This window comes from Bibersteinia trehalosi, assembly GCF_004346205.1.
Lineage (GTDB): Bacteria > Pseudomonadota > Gammaproteobacteria > Enterobacterales > Pasteurellaceae > Bibersteinia > Bibersteinia trehalosi.
On sequence record NZ_SMAM01000008.1, the window covers coordinates 1 to 22,205 of the forward strand.

General features: G+C 41.4%; 27 protein-coding genes and 1 pseudogene. 6 read left to right on the forward strand and 22 right to left on the reverse strand.

Going from position 1 to position 22,205, the window contains the following annotated elements; genetic code table 11:
- Positions 1–282 precede the first annotated feature (282 nt).
- Positions 283–1,071: a patatin-like phospholipase family protein gene (locus tag EDC51_RS08635; RefSeq protein WP_131928701.1), complete on the forward strand. Its 789-nt coding sequence runs from the start codon at positions 283–285 to the stop codon at positions 1,069–1,071.
- 56 nt (positions 1,072–1,127) lie between these two features.
- Here EDC51_RS08635 and EDC51_RS08640 read toward each other — a convergent pair whose 3' ends face one another.
- The 9 genes and pseudogenes from EDC51_RS08640 to EDC51_RS08680 all read right to left on the reverse strand — a co-directional run bounded on the left by EDC51_RS08640 (position 1,128) and on the right by EDC51_RS08680 (position 7,685).
- Entirely contained in the window at positions 1,128–1,748 is a 621-nt protein-coding gene (locus tag EDC51_RS08640; RefSeq protein ID WP_131928702.1) for a glutathione S-transferase family protein, read from the reverse strand.
- Between the two features lie 70 nt (positions 1,749–1,818).
- Positions 1,819–2,250 carry an organic hydroperoxide resistance protein gene (locus EDC51_RS08645; protein WP_131928703.1) on the reverse strand — a complete coding sequence of 144 codons (432 nt, stop codon included), beginning with the start codon at positions 2,248–2,250 and terminating at the stop codon, positions 1,819–1,821.
- A gap of 297 nt (positions 2,251–2,547) precedes the next feature.
- A pseudogene (locus EDC51_RS08650) lies at positions 2,548–2,828 on the reverse strand (LLM class flavin-dependent oxidoreductase); the annotation flags it as partial.
- Between the two features lie 89 nt (positions 2,829–2,917).
- The gene (locus tag EDC51_RS08655) at positions 2,918–3,475 is read right to left on the reverse strand and encodes an NAD(P)H-dependent oxidoreductase (protein WP_131928704.1); all 558 of its coding nucleotides are present in this window, start codon (positions 3,473–3,475) and stop codon (positions 2,918–2,920) included.
- Between the two features lie 36 nt (positions 3,476–3,511).
- Positions 3,512–4,303 (reverse strand): HpcH/HpaI aldolase family protein, encoded by a 792-nt coding sequence (locus EDC51_RS08660; RefSeq protein ID WP_131928705.1) that lies wholly within the window; start codon positions 4,301–4,303, stop codon positions 3,512–3,514.
- A 46-nt stretch (positions 4,304–4,349) separates the two neighbouring features.
- Entirely contained in the window at positions 4,350–4,805 is a 456-nt protein-coding gene (locus tag EDC51_RS08665; RefSeq protein ID WP_131928706.1) for a ferritin-like domain-containing protein, read from the reverse strand.
- A 221-nt stretch (positions 4,806–5,026) separates the two neighbouring features.
- The gene (locus EDC51_RS08670) at positions 5,027–6,238 is read right to left on the reverse strand and encodes an NADH:flavin oxidoreductase/NADH oxidase family protein (protein WP_131928707.1); all 1,212 of its coding nucleotides are present in this window, start codon (positions 6,236–6,238) and stop codon (positions 5,027–5,029) included.
- 81 nt (positions 6,239–6,319) lie between these two features.
- A complete protein-coding gene (locus EDC51_RS08675) occupies positions 6,320–6,640 on the reverse strand; it encodes an ArsR/SmtB family transcription factor (RefSeq protein ID WP_131928708.1) in 321 nt (106 codons plus the stop codon).
- 100 nt (positions 6,641–6,740) lie between these two features.
- Complete coding sequence (locus tag EDC51_RS08680) at positions 6,741–7,685, reverse strand: TIGR03571 family LLM class oxidoreductase (protein ID WP_131928709.1); 945 nt, start codon at positions 7,683–7,685, stop codon at positions 6,741–6,743.
- A 171-nt stretch (positions 7,686–7,856) separates the two neighbouring features.
- Between EDC51_RS08680 and EDC51_RS08685 the strand changes: the two genes are divergently transcribed.
- On the forward strand, positions 7,857–8,258 hold the full coding sequence (locus tag EDC51_RS08685; RefSeq protein ID WP_131928710.1) for an ACT domain-containing protein: 402 nt from the start codon (positions 7,857–7,859) through the stop codon (positions 8,256–8,258).
- A 45-nt stretch (positions 8,259–8,303) separates the two neighbouring features.
- On the opposite strand, the gene EDC51_RS08690 is transcribed toward EDC51_RS08685, so the two are convergent.
- The 5 genes from EDC51_RS08690 to EDC51_RS08710 all read right to left on the reverse strand — a co-directional run bounded on the left by EDC51_RS08690 (position 8,304) and on the right by EDC51_RS08710 (position 12,424).
- Positions 8,304–9,266 carry a carboxylesterase family protein gene (locus EDC51_RS08690; RefSeq protein ID WP_025267486.1) on the reverse strand — a complete coding sequence of 321 codons (963 nt, stop codon included), beginning with the start codon at positions 9,264–9,266 and terminating at the stop codon, positions 8,304–8,306.
- Positions 9,267–9,297: 31 nt separating this feature from the next.
- On the reverse strand, positions 9,298–9,588 hold the full coding sequence (locus EDC51_RS08695) for a DUF3861 domain-containing protein (protein ID WP_131928711.1): 291 nt from the start codon (positions 9,586–9,588) through the stop codon (positions 9,298–9,300).
- Positions 9,589–9,604: 16 nt separating this feature from the next.
- Positions 9,605–10,984, reverse strand: coding sequence for an alpha/beta hydrolase-fold protein (locus EDC51_RS08700; protein ID WP_131928712.1), 1,380 nt, complete (start codon positions 10,982–10,984; stop codon positions 9,605–9,607).
- 13 nt (positions 10,985–10,997) lie between these two features.
- Positions 10,998–11,435, reverse strand: a complete 438-nt coding sequence (locus tag EDC51_RS08705) for a tetratricopeptide repeat protein (RefSeq protein WP_131928713.1) — start codon at positions 11,433–11,435, stop codon at positions 10,998–11,000.
- A 161-nt stretch (positions 11,436–11,596) separates the two neighbouring features.
- Positions 11,597–12,424: a carotenoid biosynthesis protein gene (locus EDC51_RS08710; protein WP_131928714.1), complete on the reverse strand. Its 828-nt coding sequence runs from the start codon at positions 12,422–12,424 to the stop codon at positions 11,597–11,599.
- Between the two features lie 149 nt (positions 12,425–12,573).
- Between EDC51_RS08710 and EDC51_RS08715 the strand changes: the two genes are divergently transcribed.
- Entirely contained in the window at positions 12,574–13,128 is a 555-nt protein-coding gene (locus EDC51_RS08715; RefSeq protein WP_131928715.1) for a TetR/AcrR family transcriptional regulator, read from the forward strand.
- A 66-nt stretch (positions 13,129–13,194) separates the two neighbouring features.
- Here the strand turns inward: EDC51_RS08715 and EDC51_RS08720 are convergent, their stop codons facing one another.
- Positions 13,195–14,184, reverse strand: a complete 990-nt coding sequence (locus EDC51_RS08720; protein WP_131928716.1) for a zinc-dependent alcohol dehydrogenase family protein — start codon at positions 14,182–14,184, stop codon at positions 13,195–13,197.
- 106 nt (positions 14,185–14,290) lie between these two features.
- Between EDC51_RS08720 and EDC51_RS08725 the strand changes: the two genes are divergently transcribed.
- On the forward strand, positions 14,291–15,211 hold the full coding sequence (locus EDC51_RS08725; protein WP_131928717.1) for a LysR family transcriptional regulator: 921 nt from the start codon (positions 14,291–14,293) through the stop codon (positions 15,209–15,211).
- Between the two features lie 67 nt (positions 15,212–15,278).
- On the opposite strand, the gene EDC51_RS08730 is transcribed toward EDC51_RS08725, so the two are convergent.
- The 5 genes from EDC51_RS08730 to EDC51_RS08750 all read right to left on the reverse strand — a co-directional run bounded on the left by EDC51_RS08730 (position 15,279) and on the right by EDC51_RS08750 (position 19,111).
- Complete coding sequence (locus tag EDC51_RS08730) at positions 15,279–15,674, reverse strand: DoxX family protein (protein WP_131928718.1); 396 nt, start codon at positions 15,672–15,674, stop codon at positions 15,279–15,281.
- 120 nt (positions 15,675–15,794) lie between these two features.
- On the reverse strand, positions 15,795–16,967 hold the full coding sequence (locus EDC51_RS08735) for a multidrug effflux MFS transporter (RefSeq protein WP_131928719.1): 1,173 nt from the start codon (positions 16,965–16,967) through the stop codon (positions 15,795–15,797).
- A gap of 100 nt (positions 16,968–17,067) precedes the next feature.
- Complete coding sequence (locus EDC51_RS08740) at positions 17,068–17,694, reverse strand: DsbA family protein (protein ID WP_170169284.1); 627 nt, start codon at positions 17,692–17,694, stop codon at positions 17,068–17,070.
- Between the two features lie 77 nt (positions 17,695–17,771).
- Positions 17,772–18,215, reverse strand: a complete 444-nt coding sequence (locus EDC51_RS08745) for a nuclear transport factor 2 family protein (protein ID WP_131928721.1) — start codon at positions 18,213–18,215, stop codon at positions 17,772–17,774.
- A gap of 47 nt (positions 18,216–18,262) precedes the next feature.
- Positions 18,263–19,111, reverse strand: a complete 849-nt coding sequence (locus EDC51_RS08750) for an MBL fold metallo-hydrolase (RefSeq protein ID WP_131928722.1) — start codon at positions 19,109–19,111, stop codon at positions 18,263–18,265.
- 146 nt (positions 19,112–19,257) lie between these two features.
- Between EDC51_RS08750 and EDC51_RS08755 the strand changes: the two genes are divergently transcribed.
- Positions 19,258–20,145, forward strand: a complete 888-nt coding sequence (locus EDC51_RS08755; protein ID WP_131928723.1) for a LysR family transcriptional regulator — start codon at positions 19,258–19,260, stop codon at positions 20,143–20,145.
- A 102-nt stretch (positions 20,146–20,247) separates the two neighbouring features.
- On the opposite strand, the gene EDC51_RS08760 is transcribed toward EDC51_RS08755, so the two are convergent.
- Together EDC51_RS08760 and EDC51_RS08765 are read right to left on the reverse strand one after the other, a co-directional pair.
- Positions 20,248–20,526 (reverse strand): YciI family protein, encoded by a 279-nt coding sequence (locus EDC51_RS08760; protein ID WP_131928724.1) that lies wholly within the window; start codon positions 20,524–20,526, stop codon positions 20,248–20,250.
- A 9-nt stretch (positions 20,527–20,535) separates the two neighbouring features.
- Complete coding sequence (locus EDC51_RS08765; RefSeq protein ID WP_131928725.1) at positions 20,536–21,087, reverse strand: NAD(P)H-dependent oxidoreductase; 552 nt, start codon at positions 21,085–21,087, stop codon at positions 20,536–20,538.
- Between the two features lie 221 nt (positions 21,088–21,308).
- On the opposite strand from EDC51_RS08765, the gene EDC51_RS08770 reads away from it, so the two are divergent.
- On the forward strand, positions 21,309–22,196 hold the full coding sequence (locus EDC51_RS08770; RefSeq protein ID WP_131928726.1) for a LysR family transcriptional regulator: 888 nt from the start codon (positions 21,309–21,311) through the stop codon (positions 22,194–22,196).
- The last annotated feature ends 9 nt before the right edge of the window (positions 22,197–22,205 follow it).

A 22,205-nucleotide genomic window follows, 5' to 3' on the forward strand; every position in this document is an offset into this window, starting at 1 on the left:
GTTTAATTTAAGGAACCCCAAGTCGCAAGGCTTGGGGTTTTTGCTTATGGATGTTTTGAGTTTATCCGAAATGTTTTATTGTATCTGCTACGTATCCGCTACACTTTTGCAGATTTTTAGTGAAAATAAACCGCTTGTTATTGGTGATAAATGAATACAAGCGGTTTGTTTATATCTGAAATGTAAAACTTTCTAAAATTTACGAGCTGGCTATTCGTTCTCTGGCTAAGGAAAATCCATATATGCTATATTGAGTTCTCTAGCTGAAATGAAGGAAACGAAATGCAACAGTATTCTATTGGTTTAGTTTTATCGGGCGGAGGACATAAGGGGTTGGTTCACGCAGGAGTATTGCAGTTTCTGCAAGAGCAGAAGATTGAGCCACAGCTCTTTTCTGGCACTAGTGCAGGAGCTCTTATTAGTAGTCTATATGCTGTAGGCAAAAGCCCTCGGGAGATATTAGAGTTTTTCCGCTCGGTTAATTTGTTTAATGTACACCATTTTTCCCTAGCCAAAAATGGATTATTAAATGCTGAAAAATTTATGGTCTATTTAGAACAAGTATTTGGTGAGTTAAGGGTGGGGGATTTACCAAAAGAAGTTTATATTTCTGCGACAAATATTGAGACGGCAAAACCTAAGATTTTTAGCCCTCAAACTAAATTGAAAGAAGCGGTTGCTGCATCTTGTGCTTTTCCTGGCGTATTCTCTCCAATCATGGTAGAAGGAAAATTATATAGCGATGGTGGTATTTTAAATAATTTTCCAGCTAATGTAATTCAAGGGCGATGTGATTTTGTCATAGGGGTAAATTTAGATTGCGGTTTAGACTATAAGCCAGCAAACAAATTTGCTTTTGCTCCTCAAACAGCATGGCGTGCGATTGAAATTATGATGTCACAGAATTCTGCTATGCAGAATCGTTTTTGTGACTGGTTGATTAATCCCAAAGACGTTAATCAATACAGTGTATTTGAATTATCAAGTAAGCGACTTGATGCTATTTTTAATTTAGGCTATCAGACTGCCAAAAGAGAATTTGCAAAGTTAAACCTGAGTATATTTGGGTAAATGCTGTTCTACTTTAAAACAATGCCGCTTAATTTAAGTGGCATTGCTTATCTAGTTTAAAATGCACCCATGTCTAGAATCGCTGCTTTTTGATTTGCTCGGAGATAGCTTGGGTATTGTTCAATTTGTGCTAAGTAACGCTGAATATTTGGATAATCTGCCAGATCAACATAATTTTTCCCCCATTGTAATGGAAAGCTGAGCGAGAAATCAGCTCCAGTCAATTGTTCGCCTATAATCCATTTTTTACCTGCGAGAGTCTGTTCAATATGCTTGAAATAAAGTGTTGTTTGCATTTTAGCATAGTCGTTGTATGCACCTAGGTCGCCTTGCTTTGCCAAGAGTTGTGCTAAATTTGCTGAGAATAGTGAGGAAGAAATAGAGAGCCAATAAAGATAGTAAGAGTAGTCGTCAGTTTTGTGATGAGGAGTGAGTTTACCATTATCGTAGCGATCAAGCAGGTGCTGAATAATTGCATTACCCTCGGCGAGTATTAAATTCCCATCTTGTAATACAGGAGCTTTACCTAATGGATGTTGTGCTTTTAATTCAGCTGGTGCAAAGCCAGTTTCGGGCTCTCGATCATAAATTTTGAGCTCGTAATCTAACCCTAATTCTTCTAAGAGCCAAACAATACGGTGTGAACAAGATTGTTTCAAATAATGTAATGTAATCATAATTTCGTCCTTTAGCCTAAAGATAAAAACGGTCGTTTTGCAAATTTCTTTACCAAAACGACCGCTTAAATTACAAATCAAAAGATTGAATTAAATTTACGTGTAAACGAGTTTCCACATTGCCCCGTACCGCATTTGAATATGGACAAACTTCGTGTGCACGTTCAATTAATGTACGGGCTTCTGCTTCGCTAATTCCTGCTACGGTAATAGTGATATCTAAATCTAATGAGAATGCACCGTCCGCTTTCTGTCCAATACCTACTGCAACACTAGTTGAGGATTTACTTGGTTTGATCCCCAAAGTTGGTGCAACATGATTCATTGCACTGTCAAAGCATGCTGCGTACCCCATAGCAAAAAGTTGCTCGGGGTTAGTTCCTTCTTTGCTGCTCTCGTTTTGGAAACCAACTAAATCAAAGCCGATTGAACCGTCATCTACACGGGTATGTCCATCACGACCGCCTGTTGCAGTTGCACTTGTGTGATAAAAAATTTTCATAGTAATTCCTTAATAAAAACAATTTAAAGTGAACTATACGTTTGTCATTGCGTATTGGGGAATATTATACGCTTATTTTTATTGTTCGCAATATAATTTTGAAAAATATGAATGCTTTTAACTTTTACACCCTTCTTAAAAGTACCAAACGGAGAATAAGCCTATAAGATTTATAAAGCATTTCTAAATTATTTACTAGAATGCGCTTCTTCATCACTATCGGCTATCGCAATATTCCAATATAAAATCACATAGGGCTGCTGTCAGTATGCGGAAGGTTGGAAATGTTAGTAGTAGATTGGAATACAAGGTTGCTAATGTGCCGTATTGTTCCACGCAATAAGTGGACTATGGTTCGGACTCATTACCCCGCCCGCCCCAACTTTAATGCGGTCGATATGCTGCAAAATTTGTGTCGCAGAGCTGGCATAGGCTTTAATGTTGTGATGCTCGGCAATCCAGTAGCGTTCAAACCCTAACTCTTCGGCTAATTTTACTTCTCGCAACATCGCTTCAATCGCTTGCTTATGTGTTTGCCCTTGACGAATAGGCACAAGGCTTAATGCTGATAATTTCATTTTGCTTTCCGAACAATAAACAACAAGCGGTAGATTTTTAGCAAAATTTTGCGAAAAAGCCACCGCTTGCAAAGGTAAAAAAGATACTTTTATAGGTTTGCTAACTTAGCAATTACTCGTGCGGCGTGTGCTTTGGCGTTAGCTTGAACATTGGCTAAATCCGCTTCTGTATGCACGTTTGGAATGTAAAGTTGCGCATAGCTCACCTCTGGTTCAAGCCATTCAAAACTTGCATAAATCGCTGAACTTTTCATTGGCTTAAGCAGGTCGTCTATTTTGCCCATTACTTCATCAGTGTAAACCTCTTTAACACCGCCTGTGGTGGTAGAAACCAATAATTTCTTACCTTTCAACTTATCACCGCCTTCACCATAAGCAAAGCCGTATGTCCACACGTCATCAAGCCATTTTTTCAAAATCGCAGGGGTGTTATACCAAAAAATTGGGTATTGCAATACGACAACATCCGCTTCCAGCAGGGCTTGCTGCTCTGCACTAACATCAATGTTAAAGTCAGGATAAAGTTCACTTAAACGGCGAATACTCACTTGTGAACCTAAGCCTTGTTCCAATTCATCTAAAATCAAACGATTACTTGTTGAATGATTTAAATTTTGATGTGCTGAAATCACTAAAATGTTAGCCATACAATGTTCCTTCTAAAAATGAATAATTGAATGAAATTAACCTTTTAACACACGATATGTTTCTGCGGTGCTGTCTGCAACGTGGGCAAGCGCAAAGACATCAGCACCAACCACCACGAAACTTGCTCCCCACTCAATGTAGCGTTGTGCTTCTTCTGGCGAGCTTGCAAGAGTACCGACTGGTTTTCCCCAACCACGAATATCTTGAATCAGCTTTTTGATGGTTGCTTGCATCTCTTCGCCAGAGAAATCACCATAATAGCCCATATCCACCGCCAAATCAGCAGGGCCTAAGAAAATAGCATCTACCCCTTCGGTTTTGGCAATCGCTTCGGCATTTTGCACACCTAATTTGCTCTCAATTTGTAGTGCAAGGAATAGATGTTGCTCACCGCTTGCAGCATAATCTGGAATGCGTCCCCAACGTCCTGCTCTTGCGCCCGGTGCCCCAAATCCACGCTTGCCTTTTGGCGGATAATACATAGATTCTGCGATATATTTGGCTTGCTCGCCTGTTTCAATCATCGGGGCAATAATAGATTGAATGCCTGCATCAAGGAGCTGTTTAATTAACGCGCGGTCGCTTTCTAATGAGCGAACGACTACGTGGCTATCGTAAGCCGCAATCGCTCTTGCCTGAGCAAGAACAGTTTCAAGCGTATTTGGCCCGTGTTCGCCATCAATCCAAAGGAAATCAAAGCCCGAACCTGCCACAATTTCAGCGACCGTTGCTGAACCTGAACTGAGCGCAAAACCAACCTGCACTTGATGATTAGTCACGGCTTGTTTAAATGGATTGGTTAAATAATCTTTATCAAATTGACGCATAATGAGTATCCTTGTTTGCAAATTTTTATGGTATTTAAACCGCTTGTTACGCTCTTGCCGCTAAATAAAGCTGATCGCCCAAACGGTCTAACAAGCTCATTTCCGCTTCTAACCACGCTAAATGCTCTTCTTCATCTTTTAAAATCCCTTCCACCAACACACGAGAGGTGGCATCGTGCTCTGCTTGGAAAAGCTCAATCACTTCATTTAAACGAGGGCGAGCGTCAATTTGTAATTTCAAATCAGCTTCAAATGCACTGGCAATATCTGTACCAAAAGTAGGTTGTGGCAAAGTGTAAGCAATTTCACCACCTAAATCCAAAATACGATTTTGTAAATTGATGATCGTTTCTGGCTCATCATCAATATGAGCTGCCATTGTCTCTGCCAATTTTTCATAGCCCCACGCACGCACCAATACTAAGTGTGTTTGATGCTGAATGTTTGCCATTTGATATACCGCTAATAGTTCGTTTAATTTTTCAATAATTTTGCTATTCATTATTTTTCTCCTGATTTAAGTAAGGAATGAATATATAATAGATCTAAATTTAATTGCGTGCAATCTATTTTAATGGAAAGATGGTTTCCATAAATGGAAATGACATCAAAGAATGTTATGATTATTTGCAGATTTCTCGCCAAAATCCACCGCTTGTCTAAGCTCATTGATTTTAAGGCTCGCCCCATTGCGAAAACAGAGGAGCGAGCCGTTATTTTCATTTAGCTTCTTCCCGTTCTCAGCCCTGCCTTGCCGTTTTCCCACAGCGATTTGAATAACACTTTCCATGCGGATAATTTGGGATTAGGCAATTTTCCTTGCCCCATCAATGCCATTTGAGCCATATACCAATTCATTTCCAGCATTGCCCCGAGCTTTTTATCAATGGGTGCAAAGCCCGTTTGAATGCGGTGTGTAGCTAGGGTTTGATAAGTGCCATTTTGGATTTGATTCGGCAAATCTGGCAGCAAGGCAAAGGGTCTCGCCATGCCGACAAAATCTAAATGACCACTGGCTAGGGCATCATTCATTGCCGCTTCACTTCTAAATCCGCCTGTAATAATTAGCGGTACTTGGCTGACTTTTCTCGCTTTTTCCGCATAATCAATAAAAAAAGCTTCTCGCTGACGAGTGTTAGATTTCTCGGCAAGCATCGCAGGGCTTTCATAGTTTCCGCCTGAAATCTCAATGAAATCAATGCCTAATACCGACAGTTTTTGCACAACTTGAATGCTTTCTGTTTCATCAAAACCGCCTTTTTGAAAATCAGCTGAATTCAATTTTACCCCTACGAGAAAATCTTGCCTCACATTGGCACGGATCCCTTGATAAATTTCAACCAAAAATCGCATACGATTAGCTAAACTACCACCCCATTCATCACTACGTTGGTTATGATGAGGGGAGAGAAATTGGCTAATTAAATAGCCGTGTGCGGCGTGAATTTGCACACCGCTAAATCCAGCTTTTTCCGCAATTTGAGCCGTGCGGATAAATTCTGCAATAATTTGTTGAATTTCTACCGCTTGTAATGCACGAGGCGGATTGATAAAGCCGTCCATTCCCACCAAAGGAACAGCACTAGGAGCAACAGGGGTAGGATTGATAACGTTGGGCGACTGTTTACCTGCGTGGTTAATTTGCATAATCAACAACGTATTATCGGTTTTACCCGCTTCTGCCCACGCTTTAAGAGTAGTTAAATCGCTCTCATCAGAAATGACAACATCATTGATCGAGCCTTTTCCTTGACGGCTTACCATCACATTCCCTGTAACCAATACACCAGCCCCACCTTTTGCCCAAGTGCGATAAAGATTTACCAAATGTGGCGTAGGGCGGTCATTTTTCGCAAGTTGCTCTTCCATTGCTGATTTAAAAAAACGGTTTTTAGCGGTTTGGCCGTTGGGGAAAGTAAAGGGTTGAAATAACATAAAAATCTCCATAATGTTTATATGTTTAAAAACGTAAACTTATTTATCAAAATAAAAGGTGCAATGGCTGCACCCGTAATACTATGCGGATTGGCTTGGGCAATACTGTCTCATCAACTCAACCAGCTTGCCTATTTTCTCAATCTCTTCTTTCATTGCTAAACGATAAAAACGCTCTTTGCCAATTTGCTCAACGTTCACCGCATTTGCCTGCAACATGATTTTTAGATGATGCGACACCGCAGGGCGAGAAAGATGTAGCTGTTCTGTAATTTGATTGACATTCATTGCTCCCCGATCCAGTAAAAGTTTTAAAATTAGATGACGATTTTCATCAGCTAAAACGGTAAAAATGGGAATGCAATCTTTCATCAACTGCATAGCATAGGTTTGTTCGTTCATATTGGCTTATAGGTTTAAAAATGTGAACGCATTATAATGGGAGAAAGGGTATTGTCAAATCGTGTGCAGAAAAAGACCGCTTACAAGCGGTCTCTTTTCATCATAATTTTGCTAACACATTTTCGGCTAAATCTTGTAATACCTCTTTCGCTGGGCGAGTGGTAGGTTTGAGATTGATCGTTACGTGTGCTAAGCCTTGTTCTTTCTGCTCTTGCCAAAATTCTCGTAAACCATTTGCTCCACCACGCAAGTAGATGTTGTTATAAAGCTGAGCAGGTGCATTTGGATCTTCTAACAATTCCACAAAATTGGCGTAACCGAAAGGACGCCAAATGCCATCTTGGTTTAACTCTTGTAACTGAGCAATAATTTTAGCGGTATTGGCAGGATTTACCCCGTGCCAAATCCACGCATCGGGGGTATTCGCCAGCCAATCAAATTCTTGCCTTGCCCGCCCGATCGCCACCATCGGCAGGCGGTTTTTTACTTTGGGATAGGTGTCAATATCGCCTGTTAAGCTACCGTAATGTTTGCCTTTGAACAGTGGAAAATCCTGTGTTTTTGGATCAGTGAGTGTGCGGATTAAATCAAAACTCTCCCGAAAACGCTCAGCACGATTTTCAAAATTTTCGTTAAATGCAGGGTACTCTACGGGTCTATCGCCAGAGGATAAGCCCAAAATAAATCGCCCTTGCGTTAAATTATCCACACTGGTCGCCGATTTAGCGATATGAGCTGGTGAACGAAGAGGCGAGACAATGCCTGCTGTACCCAGTGCGATATTTTTGGTGCGTGCCGCTAAATAGCCTAATGCGACAAAAGGATCTAACCCTTGCCCCACATCGCCAAAATGGGGATCGTAAAAAGGCACGTCTCGCAGCCATAATGCGGAAAAACCTAATTGATCGGCCAATTCCGCTAAATCGCCTAAATCGGAAATATCAGGAAAAGGTGTATCTGCATAGCCTTTAAAAGGGGCGATTAAGCCTAAGGTTAATTTATCTTGTTGAAAAACTTGAGAAAAAGCAGGAGATTGCGTCGTCATTTCGTATTCCTATCTGATGTGTAATAGGCGTATTTTAAGGAATAAGATTGATGAGAAAAATAGATGCAATTGGGAAACAGTTTTGCAAAATTTGCAAAGGTTGGGTAAAAGTATGCTTTGCTCAATATATCAAAACAGCATATTATTGCACTTTTATTTTCGGAGTATGAGATGTCCCAAGCGATCAGTAATTTAAACGAACTTTTACGCACAATGACCCCAAAATTAAATGATGGGGTTTATTATTTTGCCACACTCAATCATGACGATGATTTACCACTTGCAAAAATCATTGCAACGATTCGTGAAGAAGAGGGGCTATCGGTTGTGATAAATGAAGAGACGGTGGCGGAATACGGTTTACAAGCTCAGTTTAAATGTGCGTGGATTAGTTTGGCCGTACATTCTGATCTTGCCGCAGTGGGATTAACAGCGGCTTTTGCCACAGCGTTAGGTAATGTGGGGATTAGTTGCAATGTGGTCGCAGGGAATTATCACGACCATATTTTTGTGCCTTATGAAAAAGCGACATTGGCAATGCAAACGTTGAGAAATTTGCAAAAATTATCATAAAAAACACCGCTTGAATTTATTTAAGCGGTGCCTTCACTATTCGCATTATTTACTTTGCGATAATAGCCATTCTCGAGCGGCATCTAATTGATAAGCATAATCAAACGAATACATATGCTCGCCCCCTTTGTGGGTTACGCCTTTTGGCACAACGGTGTTGGGTGTAAAGCGGATAAAGTTGGCGGGTTTACCTTGTGTTAAAATTTCAGCAACTTTCTGATTTTGCGCATCTTTTGGCAACAAAGCAGAAAATTCAGTTTCAGCAATCGGTACGCTATTTTGCTGCATTAAACCCATCACTTCTTTCATTCCGATAGAGGCTTTTGGGTCAGCAGCGGAAACAGTGTAAATAAACTTGGCATTTGTTAGTGGTTTTAACACATTGATGTCCCATTGACTTCCGACAAACATAGAGGCGGTAAACAAATCGGGCTCGGTGCTGTTCAGATAAAACGAAATCATACCGCCCATAGACTGACCTGTGGCGTAAACCCGTTTGTTATCAACGGGGTATTTCGCCATCACCTCACGCACCAGATTGGCGGTAACTTTTACCTGCTCGGAAGTCTCCCAACTGTCGTTCACCGCCCCTTTTTCGTAGGCGGGCACCAGCACGAAGGCAGGATTTTTCGCCTGATTTTCGTCCGTCGCCCAGATAATCCCGCCCCAGCCCTGCATTAACGGGGCTTTGGCACCTTTGCCCGAGGTGGAGGCATCGGCGATAAACATGACCAGCGGGTATTTTTTGTTGGGGTCAAGGTTTTGAGGGGTGTACAGGTTATAGCTGATTTTCACGCCGTTTTTGTCGGTGTATTCAAACACTTGAAAACGGCTTGCTAATTCTTCTCGCTGTGCCAACAGCTCGGTGTCGTAGGATTTGTCCGCCCCGCCGTATTGGGAATCCCAAGCAGGGTTTTCACCTTGGGCTTGACCTGCACTCTGGGAAGCAGGGGCTTGGCAGGCGGTTAAAAATGCTAAAAAAGCGGTTGTAAAGATGAGTTTCTTCATAACATATTTTTCCAAAGTTGATGGGGTAAAATTATTTTTTGCCCTTTACTGTCATCATGATGTCTTTAATATAGGGGGAAAATTGACTAAAAAATGCGTTATCACGATTTTCCAAGCAGACTTCGCTAAACAGTTTCAAGCCGATCAGAAAACGGCTTAAATCCTGTCCGCTGATGTCGGGGTGCATTTGTTTGACTTTTTCCAAAAGCTCAAACAGATTGTCGTGGTTAGGGGCTTCAAATACCAACGGCGGGGCTTCAACGGGGCTGCCGTCGCGGTCGGCAAGATAATCCACCGTAATGCGGTATTGGTGTTTTTTCATACTGCTTCTCCTTATATTAAGGGCTGACTTTTAATCTTTTTAAAGCGTCCATCGCCGGCTGACTAACATGATCGCCTCTTTGTGCGGATTTTTTGTACCACACAATCGCTTGATTTAACGCTTTTGCCGTGCCGATACCGTTTTCATAGCAATAGCCCAGCCAGTATTGCGACGTAATGTCGCCCTGTTCGCCTGCCTGTTTGAAATTATCAAAGGCTTTGCGTTCGTCTTTTGCCACGCCCTGACCGTTTAAATACATCAGACCGATATAGCGTTTGGATTTGATATGCTCCGCTTCATCGGCTCGGATAAAGGCCTGCATCGCCTGCGTGTAGTCTTTTTGGTTATACAGGGCAACGGCTTGGTCAAGCAGTTGTTTCGCTTGCATTTTATCGGCGGTGATTACCCCTTTCGCCCCCTTGCTCTGCATTAACAGCCATTCACGGGCGGGGGCAAGTTTGTAGGCATAATCAAACGAATACATATGCTCGCCGCCTTTGGTCATCGTGTTGCCCTCGGGCAGAACCGTGCCTTTGTCAAAATAAACGATATTAATCGGGCTGCCTTTGGCAAGCAGTGCCGACACTTTGGCGTTTTGCTCGCTTTGGGGCAGTTTTGCCGACAAATTGAGCTGTTCAAACGCCACCTTGTCGGCTTTAAGCATGGCGGTTAATTCGCCGTGGGTTTTGACCGCCCCCAAATCGCCGTCGGCAAGGGTAAAAATCCATTTGTTTTTTTCCAGCGGTTTTAAAACGTTGATGTCCCACTTTGAGCCGACAAAATACGAAGCGGTAAACAAATCCGGCTCGATACTGTTGAAATAAAAGGAAATCATACCGCCCATAGACTGACCTGTGGTGTAAACCCGATTGCGGTCAATGGGGTAATCATCAAGCGTTTGTTTGACCAAATCCAGCGTCATCGCCACCTCGGGGCGGGTAGTCCAATCGTCATAAACCGCTTTTTCGCTGAATGCCGGCACCAGTACAAAAGCGGGATTTTTGGCCTGATTTTCGTCAGTCGCCCAAATAATCCCGCCCCAGCCCTGCATTAACGGGGCTTTTATGCCTTTGCCTGCGGTGCTTGCGTCCGCCATAAACAACACCAGCGGATATTTTTTGTTTGGGTCAAGATTTTTGGGAATGTAAAGATTATAGGCAAGTGTTTTGCCTGTTTTGAGGTCTTGAAATTCTAGTTGGGTAAATTTTGCTGCCAGCATTTCTCGCTGTGCCAAAAGCTCGCTGTCGTAGGATTTGTCTGCGCCGCCATACAATTCTCTATCCCAAATGCTGGCTTGGGCGGTTGTTTGTGCTTGGGAAACGAGGGACTTAGAAACAGGCGTTTGGCAAGCGGTCAAACTTGCCAAAAGTGCGGTGGTTAAGAGAAGTTTTTTCATAAAAATTCCAAAATTAAGGTTGAGTGTTTAGGCGTTTTAGGGCATCTATCGCAGGCTGGCTGACGTGGTCGCCCCTTTGGGCGGATTTTTGATACCAACTCATTGCTTGATTTAAGTCCTTTGGCGTACCAATGCCATTTTCATAACAAAACCCAAGCCAATATTGCGAAGTGATGTCGCCTTGTTCGCTTGCCTGCTTGAAATAATCAAAGGCTTTGGTTTCGTCTTTTGCCACGCCTTGACCGTTTAGATACATCAAACCCAAATAACGCTTGGCTTTTAGATGGGTGCTTTGTTCAAACAAGGGTTTGGCGGTTTGATAATCTTGGGCTTGGTATAAAGAGACAGCTTTGTCAAATTCGGCTTTTGCATTTGAATGCGTGTCTGCCGGCATTGTTTGACAGGCAGTTAAGGCAAGCGATAATGCTAGGGCGATTAAGGATTTTTTCATTTTAAACTTCAACTTAAAATAACCGCCACTTTAGCAAAAAATGAGAATGAATTACAAATTAAGTTTTTTGGGGCTGCCTGCTGAAAAGTTTGCCAATAAAAAACACCGCTTGTCTGATGTTTAACTCAAAACAAGCGGTGGGTTTTATTTATCCATAACGGCTAATCGTTAAGACGATGAGGCATTGTCAAAATATGAATGGCACAAAGCAAGGTTACAAACATCATTGTAAATACCGTTACCAATGCCATTGAGCCATTGATTTCGGGGTGTGTTTCCAGTACAAAAGCAGGAATGATAAACGACAAACCTTTAATGCCATATACCGCAACCGCTTCCAGCCAAAACGCTTTGTTGTAGGTTTTCAGTTCGTTATCAAATTTGGCAAGATAGAGTGAAAAAAGCTGCATAAACAGATACACCACAAAAAACCAACCAGCAAAATTAGACAATGGCACGCCAAAATAAGCACCATTTTCTTTCCATATCCAAGATTGGTTAATGGTTGCCGCCAACGGATCCATCACCAAATCCCACATTACCATAATAAAGGTAGCAATCAATGGAGTGATAATCATCTGAATTCCTTGAAGTTTTTTGCCATATTGCCCTGTTAAGACCTGTCCGAGAATATAAGAGGTATAACCCATTGCAAAATAGGCAGGCATAATCATCAATGGCACATTGGCAATTCTTGGGCCGGGCAATTTTTCGTAGTGATAATAGCCAAACGGAAAACCTGTGGAAATACTAAGCGACTCAAAAAAATGGCTGATAATCCAAGTAATAAAAAAGAAAATCAGCATATTTTTGACGCCAAAACGCTCAAAACCGTGCCAAAAAGCAAATACGGCTATCATCATCGCAAACAGCGGCCCGAGCGGTGCTTGCATTTCAGGGGCAAAATACAAGTAGGCAGTGAGTACAAACATAATGCCGATTAATATCCATCTGCCGATATTTAGGTGAAGTGATTGTTTTTGTGTCATTTTAATTTCTCTTCAATAAAAGTGGTATGTGTTTATTTTAAGAGAGAAATTACACAATAAAAACGGTCAAAATTGCCCAAAACTGCTACAATAAGATGACAAATTTTAAAATCTGTACTATTAAATAGATAAATTGGAGCAAAATCGTTATGCCGTCTGAAAAACAAGATTTGCGAGTACAAAAAACGCATAAGGTCATTCGCACCGCTTTTGTGGAATTGCTACAAGAAAAAACCTATGAAAACATCGCCGTGCAAGAGATTTTGGATAGAGCTTTGGTCAATAGAAATACTTTTTACAAATATTATTCAGGCAAAAGCGATTTGGCAGGGGCGATGATTAGTGAACTGAAAGCCGAATATACCGATTTGATTGATGAAAGAGTAAATCTTGATAATTTAAATGAATTTATTGAGATACTTTTGCCCAAATTTTATGAAAAACGCCGAGTGATTTTGGCACTTTGGACGATTAAAACCAAACGGCATCATCTGTGGGACGATATGTTTTTGCTGTTAAAAAACCATTACATCGCCAAACAACAAAAACAATTTCCGCATAAGCAGTTGGATTATCAAGGTGAAATGGTGGCTCATTTAATGTTACAAACGTGGCAATACTATTTTAAACAGGATTTGCCTGTGCCTATTCGCCAAGTGTGGGCGGAATTAGGCGAGATCATCAAGGCGGTGCAGACGGCTTGAATTTTGCAAAATTTCCACACAAAAACACCGCTTGGCGTTAAATCCAAGCGGTATTTGGTTTAAACGTTAGATTTTTACTAAAATTTTCCCCATTTGTGCATTACTTTCCATATACTCGTGAGCTTGCACCATCTCTTCAAAGGCAAAGATTTTGTCAATTTCAGGCTTTAACTGACCGCTTGCTAAGCCCTCAAAGACGAATTGTTTCGCTTGTGCGAGTTTTTCAGGTACGGTAGTGATTTCAAACAGCTCATAGCCACGCACGGTTAAATGTTTGCCCAAAATTGGGAAAACAGGCACAGCAATATCATCATGGCTTAATGCACCATAGATAATATAGTTGCCCTCTTGTGCCATTGCATTGATGATAGCAGCTGCTTCTTTTCCGCCCACAGGATCAAACACCATATTCACGCCTTTACCGTTGGTGATTTCAAGCAGTTTAGCGGTGATATCATCTTCTTTGGTGGCAAGCACGAAGTCCGCTCCTTTTTCCAGTAAAATATCGCCTTTGGCGTGGGTGCGAGACAGAGCAATCACCGTTGCCCCCTGCATTTTAGCAATTTGAATAGCAGCTAAGCCGACTGAACTTGTCGCTGCACCCAATACTACAAAATCGCCTGCTTTTACTTTGCCAAATTCAATTAACCCACCGTAGGCGGTAACAAACGCCATCCAACTTGCCGCAGCTTGCTCCATTGAAAGATTGTCAGGGTGTTTAACCACAGCGTGTTTTGGCATATTCACGATTTCGCCGTAAGTGCCATATTCGGTAAACATAAAAGAAGGAATCACGCTCACTTTATCGCCAACCGAAAATTCACTGACTTTGTCGCCCACTGCCGTTACCACGCCAGCTCCTTCATAACCCATTGTGGCAGGAAAAACAGGCTCAATCACATAAGCACCAGAGCGATACATTGCTTCTGCACGGTTTAAGCCTAGTACTTGCATTTGAATTTGTACTTCGTCTGTTTTTGGTGCAGATGTTTGTACATCCACAATATGTAAAACATCGGGTGTGCCTGTTTGGGTAAATTGGATCTGTTTGCTCATTCTGTTTCCTTAAAAGGTGATATTCATAAAACAACGCAATTTTAACGGGAATTTAAACCTGCTAAAATAACATCAATCACAAAACACCTTTGCATAAAACACACAAATGAACCGTAAAAATACCACTTTTCATGCCTTAGAGATTTTCCTTGCGGTTGCCAAAGAAAAAAATTTTTCCGAAGTTGCTCGCCATTATGATGTAGCGAGTTCGGTGATTTCTCGGCAAATTAAACAGTTAGAAGATGATTTTGGGCAAACGCTGTTTTATCGTAATACTCGTTCAATGATTTTGACCCAAGCAGGCGAACGTTTTGCTCAGCACGCTCAAACGCTGTTAAATCAATATCAATTACTCTCTGATGAATTACAGCAAGCTAATCAAGAACCAGCTGGGATAGTAAGCATTAACGTCCCGACATTTTTCGGGCAAAAGCAGATTGTGCCGCATTTGTGTGCCTTGCAAGCTCGCTACCCGAAATTGGAAATTCATCTGACTCAATCCGATGATTTTGTTGATCCGTATAGCCAAAATGTAGATTTGATTATTCGCATTGCCAGTCTTGTGGACAGTAATCTCAAAATGAAAATCATCGCCAAGCAGAAACATTATCTTGTAGCTTCGCCTGATTTCTTAGCCAAATATGGTACGCCTTGTACGATTGACGATTTGCCCCACTATCGTGGTCTGTTTTATCGTGGACAATTCGGCATTTTACACTGGCGATTTGGCGAGCAAGGGATTGTGAGAGAGGCGAAACCTTATTTTGTCAGCAACAATGCCCCGAGTTTGATTGAAATGGCGATTAAAGGTGGTGGCTTGCTGATGATGCCAGATTGGGCAGTCGCCGATGAGATCCAAGCAGGTAAACTTGTTCCGATATTGCCTGATATGTCCATTTCCAGTGATTTAGAAGAGATTTATATCGCTTTTTTAACCCCACAAAGTAGCTATCGTTCCGCCAATGTGCAAGCAGTGATGGATTTTTTAGGCGAAAAATTCGCGCAGGGAAAAAGCTGGCAACGATGATGATTTGGTAAATGTTAGGCAAAAAAAGACCGCTTGCAAATCGCAAGCGGTCTTTTGAAAATGTTTTTTATTTATTTTGGGTAAAGCGATTATCCAAGCTCCACGCTCCGCCACCAAATGCCGCTAGCATTAAAAAGATTAAACTAAACAACATAGCTGGTTCGCCGCCGTTGGTGAGAGGTAGGAAGGAGAAATGGAACATAAAATAGGCGACAGCCATTTGTCCAGATAAAATAAAAGCAGTTACTCGGGTGAATAAACCTAAAATAATCAGTACACCACCCACTAATTCTAAGATCCCAGCTAAACCGAAAATAGACATCAATTGCACTGAACCATTGCCATTTGTCATTGAAAATGGAAATTCAAAGAATTTCGCTGTGCCGTGTAGTAAAAAGGCATAGCCAGTTAAAATGCGAACGAATGCTAAAATTTGAGGTTGTAATTTTTGTAAAAAAGTCATGTTAATTCCTTATGGATAATTGATTTTGTGCATTATAGTGAAATAAAAATCGGGAAAAATAGCGATTTATGAATAAGATTGTTTTATATATTGAAACAATGCTTGCACTAGCTCTTTCTCTTATGTCTCATTTTTAATTTGATCTTTCACAGACCAATATAACCCAAATCCAATGATGGCACAGAGCAGCATCACTATCGCACAGGCATAGAATATATCGCCAATACCGACTAATGGTGAAACAATGCCTCCCAGAAAAAATGGGGCAAAGCCAAGTAGTGCCGAAGCTGCACCAGCATATTCTCGTTCACTTTCCATTGCCAGTGATGAAATAGCGGGCAATGGTAAACCCATCATGAGCAGCGTAAAGAAAAAACCAAGCTCAACTAAAAGCCAGTGTGGTTGAATTAGCAACATTGCAGCGGTATAAACGACAGCGAAACAGAAACCAAGTACTCCCCATTTCAGTGCGATACGGTTAGAAAGTCTGCTGCCAAAATTTGAGCCAAGCACTAATGCTGTGCCATTTGCACCGAAGCAGAGGCTAAATGCGAATGCAGATAAACTATAAACACTTTGTAAGATAAAAGGTGAGGCGGCAATATAGGCAAACATTGCACCAAATAGAAAGGTTTCTATGCCAACAAATTGCATAAATACACGGTTTTTGATGATTTTGCGAAATGAGCCAAACACGGAAATCACCGAGCCTTGTAAGCGATTTTCTAATGCTAGGCTCTCTTTTAAGCGTAAGCTGAATAACGTAACAGCGACACCAATAAAGGTAAGAAATGCAAAAATGCCTTGCCAGTTAATGTATTCTAACAACAAGCTGCCTAATATCGGTGAAATGATAGGGGCAAGTCCGTTAATCGTCATGAGTAAGCCAAAAAAGCGAGTCATTTCTCGCCCACGATATAAGTCGGTGGCGACCGCTCGAGAAATCACCACACTTCCCGCAGAAGATAAGCCTTGAAGTACTCGCAATATAATCATCGTTTCTATATTGGGTGAAAACATAATAGCGATGGTGCTGATAATGTAGATCAAAAGCGAGAGAATCAGCGGTTTTTTCCGCCCAAATTTATCACTAATCGGGCCTAATAAGAGTTGCCCTACCGCTAAGCCGATCATTGCTGTGGTTAGCGTGAGTTGGGTCATTGATGTACTGGTGTGAAAAAACTCGGCAAGTTGTGGTAAGGCAGGTAAATAAAGATCCACCACAAAAGGCCCAAATGCCGAGAGTACGCCAAGTAGTAAAACCAAAAAGAATTTAGAATTGCTATGAGTCATTGTGTTGCTTGAACTCCTTGAATAAATAGATAAACAAGCGGTCAATTTCACTGGATTTTTTGCAAAATTCCCTGAGAAATTCACCGCTTGTACATAATTTTTATAACCGATATAACCAATTTTTCAGATTTTCCACCGCATTTTCTGCATTTTGGTAGAGCAACTGGCTTGGCACATTGACCCAACCTTGCTCGGTTTCAGCAAACAAACACGGTACGCCTTGCACGCCGAATTGAGCAGCAATGGCTTGAGCTTGTGCGATCCAATCGGTGGTTTTTGCCTGATTTTCGGCTAAATCAAAGGTTTCCGCCACCGCACTTTGTCCCAGATTTTGCAGAATTTGGCGGACAACTTCACTTTGGCTAGTGTCTTTTCCTTCTACATAACGGGCTTTTTGCAACTCGGCAAGAACATTCAACATCGTTTCACTGCCTTGCTCCAATAGGGCGAAACAAGCGTTGCTCAACGCTCGGGAATTGAACTCGCCACAGCCTTGCAAAATTTGTTGATAATATTTTTCGCTAAAAGGTTGCCCAGTGAGTTGGGCGATACGCTGGTCGTTTGCCCAAGCGTGTTGGGCAAATGTGGCATTCATTTGACGACCGCCATCGGCAAATAAACCTGTGGCAAATGCTGATAGCTCAAATTGCTTCGCTAATTTACGCACCGCAGGCGAGCTGCCGTAGCACCAGCCACAAAGTGGATCGAAGAGATAGAGCAGTTTCATACTATTTCCCATCTCGAATATCTTGTAGCGTTTTTCCGCCAATTTTTAAATTAACGTAAGGCATTTTGCACTCCTAATTAAAACATTGAACGACCGCTTTCGGTTTTTTCTGGCACTGCTTGGATAACGTCCCAGTGTTCCACAATTTTGCCGTTTTCATCAAAACGGAAAATATCCACCACCGCTTCGCCACGGTCGTTTTCGTCCATTGTGCTGTGAACGTGCAACATCACTAAATCGCCATCTGCCACCACACGTTTAATTTCTGCTTTTGATTTTGGGTGTGCTTTTAAAAATGGTTCAAACGCATCAATAAAGGCTTGCCCACCATCTTTTACTGTTGGGTTATGTTGCAGATATTCCGCACCAATGTATTTTTCGGTCGCTTCTTTTACCTTGTGCTGATTAAACGCCATTTCATAAAATGCCAATGCGTTTTGTTTATTTTGCTCAGGCGTGGTTGCTGCCATTGCAGAGAAAGCAGTGAAAAGTGCGGTTGCGGTTAACAGTAATTTTTTCATTTTTATTCCTTAATTTGAGAGATTTTTTACGCTATATAAAGGGCAAATTACCATTTCATTTCGCCTTTATTTACTTTTGCTCCTAAGCCAAGATTACTTTCAGCGGCTAAGGTTGGATATGCCTGTTTCATTTTGGTAATCACTTCGCCACTGTCTTTGCTTTCGGCTAAAACTTGCTCATATTTTTGTAAATAAGCCTTATTAAATTCAAGGGTTGTTTTATCACTCACTTTGCCTTTGAATGAATGTCCTGCCACGATATTTTCAGGATTTAAAGCAATCATTTCATCAAGTTGAGCCAACCACGCTTGACGTGATTGTACGGTTTGTGTGTCGGCAAGCCATAAGTGCATATCATTAAATACGCCTACATTGCCGGTAATGGTTTTGAGTGATGGAATCCAAACATAAGGGCGGTGTGCCAGTTCGCCTGTTGTGCCACGCAGTTCAATTTTTTCGCCATCAAGCGTCAAAACAGTCTCTTTCATTGCTTCTGGAAGCACCACATTTTTCGGGGCATTTTCACCCATTCTTGGCGACCAAACGCTCAATTTCGTTTCTACCTTGCTTTCAATTTTTTCTAACACCGCAGGCGATGCCACTACTTTGACATCAGGGAAAATTTCTTTGAGTGTCGCCACTCCAAAATAGTAATCAGGATCGGCATTGCTCACTAAAATGGTGCTTAATGTTTTTTTGCTATCCAAAATGTTTGCTGCAATTCGCATCGCATCGGCACGAGTAAAGCCACTATCAATTAAAATTGCTTCTTTTTCACCCATTACCAATGTGGATTGCACAGAAAAGCTGTTTTCATCGGCTGAATAGGTTTTGATTTCTAACGCATTGGCGATGCTGGCACTCATCATTAAAGTTGCTAGGAGTAATTTTTTCATTTTTGATTTCCTTTTGTTGATTGATTTTGTTTGGTCAGTAACAACGCCCACCAAACGACTTGATGAGGGCATTATAGTGAAATAAAAAATGGGAAAAATAGCGGTTTTTGAATATAATTGATTCAAAAATTGAAACAAAATAGAAGATGGATAGAATACAAGCAATTAACATTTTTCTCACGATTGCCGAAACAGGTAGTTTTACTGCCACAGCAGAGCGATTAGATCTTTCCAAACCAATGGTAAGCCGTGCGGTAGTATTGTTGGAGGAGTGGTTTAATGCTCGCCTGTTACAACGTACGACTCGTAAAGTATCCCTTACCGAAGCAGGGGAACAAGCGATAGAGTATTGTAGAAAAATGGCAAATTTAACCGAAGAAATGGAGCAAAATCTATTGGCTCGTTCGGGAGAATTGCGTGGCACATTACGCATTGCGGCAGAACCGATGTTTGGCAGTACAGAATTATTGCAGATTGTGCAACAATTTATGGCACAGCACCCTAAATTACATATTCAGCTTCATCTTTCTGATAAAGCGGTAGATTTAGTGGAAGAGCGGATTGATTTAGCCATTCGCTTTACGAATACCCCAGATCCTAACCTTATCGCTCGCCATTTAGGCGAATGTCATTCACTCTTGGTTGCAAGTCCTGATTATCTTGCACAAGGCGAACCGCATTCACCCGTTGAGCTGAGCCAATTCCGCTTTTTAGCTCATGCGAATATCAATCGCAAAGCGTGGAAATTTTATCGGGATAATCAAGAAATGATGATTGAATTGACCAGCCCTTTTACCACTAACGATACACAAACGTTATTAAATGCCGTTTTAGCCGGAAATGGCATTGCGATGTTACCGAAATATCTTTTAAATCAACATTTAGCCGAACAGCGACTTAAAGCGATTTTAACCGAGTGGACATTGCCAGTTTATCAACTTTATGCACTTTATCCTTCTCGTCATCATCTGCCATTAAGTGTGCGGACTTTTTTAGATTTTTTGGTAGAAAGCATTCAAGGGAAGAATTGGTAATTACATACTCTATAAAAATAGCCCTAAAATTAACACATTGTTATCACTGTTAATTTTAGGGCTTTTCATCAATGCAATTTTACACTAATGGGGTGAAATTGGCTAACTGAGTTTGCTCATTGCATCTTTAAACTCACGCACTTCATAATCCGCTAAATTAGGAAAATAGATATCTTCGGCAAGGATTTTATCTAACGCTTCACGGCTTTCCGCCTGTGCAATAATGACACCCGCGTGTGCTTGATCGAGGTAAGGGCCTAACATCAAAAAATTACCTTGTTCAAAATAGCGAGCAAACCACGCACGATGTTCTGCAAACATTTGCTCCGCTTGTTCGGTTGGAATTTTATCCATTTTTAATGCGATATTGATGATATACACGGTTGCTCCTTAAAGTGATTGAATTTTTTCGGCAAGTTGGCGGGCGTATTGGCGAGCCTCTGCTTGCTGTTGTCGGGTTTTGGCTTCATCACGTCCGACATAACTCACACCATTAAGCCACATTGCCCCTTGATAATCTAATTGGCAAAGGGTCGCAGTGGTTTCAAATCCAACCAGATATTCACTCATTTCGTGCTGAAAAAAGCCCTCTTTTTGGTAAAGCTCTGCTGGTGCGCCTGTGGTAATAGAGACTAACAATTTTTTACCGCCAATTTTGGCGGTAGATCCGTGGGCAAAGCCGTGATGGAACACGTCATCAAGCCATTTTTTCATCAATGCTGGCATGGCATACCAATAAAACGGCACTTGCCAAATAATCACATCGGCTTGTTCAATCGCTTTTTGCTCTGCCTGAATATCAAATTCATAATGCTGATGTAGCTCGTCTAATTTGCGGATTTCTGCTTGTGGTAGCAAGGTTGCTAATTCTTCCATAATCGTAGCTGTTGCCACCGAGTTTTTTAAATTCGGGTGTCCGGAAATAATCAATACGTTTTTCATTGTGTTGTCCTTCTGCGTTGAGATGACGAACATTATAATGATAGGATTGACAATGATAAGATGAGTAATCACAAATTGATAATAAGTTTTAACCTAATAATCAACTTGTTTCTGCCGAAAAGCTTCAATCACGGTTACATTGAGTGATGGTTTTTAATTAGATTGATAAGAGAGTGATTTTAAGATACAGTGGTTAGAAATTCTAACCAATAGGTTTGTTTATGTTTGAAAATCATCAAGACTTACGCACTTTTTTATTGGTGGCAGAAACGGAAAGTTTTACCAAAGCGGCGGCTCAGTTAGGCGTTTCTCGCTCGGCGGTGAGCCAGAGTATTAGCCAATTAGAACGCCAATTCGGTACTCGTCTATTTCATCGCTCTACTCGCAAGGTGGCAACTACAGATATCGGTGAACAGTTATTCCAGCAAGTGGCTCCGCTGTTTCAGAACATCGATCAGAAAATCAGTGAAGTGTTAAGTAGCCAAAATCAGCTACGAGGGACTTTACGTATTACTGGCACGCCGCATGCAATCAATACGGCATTGCGAGAAAAATTCAGCCAGTTTTGCAAACAAAATCCGAATATGACGCTGGAATTATCAGTAGATATGCGGTTTGTGGATATTATCAAAGAGCGTTTTGATGCAGGGATTCGCACCGGTGATGTGTTGAATAATGATGTGGTTGCGGTAAAAATTTCCGAGTCTAATACTATGTGTTGCGTAGCTTCCCCAGCTTATTTAGCAGAAAACGGAGTACCACACCAGCCATCAGATTTAACCGCTCATAAAGGCATTCGCTTTCGTTTACCGACCTTAGGCGGATTATTAAATTGGGAATTTATCTCGCCTGATAATCACGAAAAAACAGTGTGGGTACAACAAGGCGGAATTATTGTAAACGATCCCTATACAGCGATTAACGCGTGCTTAGACGGTTTAGGCATTGTTTGGATTGAGCGTTCAGCAGTTGGGCATTATCTTGCCAATGGAGAGCTGGTCTCTATATTAGATGATTGGGCGATCAGTTATCCCCCTTACTATCTATACTATCCTAATCGCCACCCCTCACCATTATTAAAAGCATTGATTGAAGCGTTGAAGGTCTGATTTTAGCAG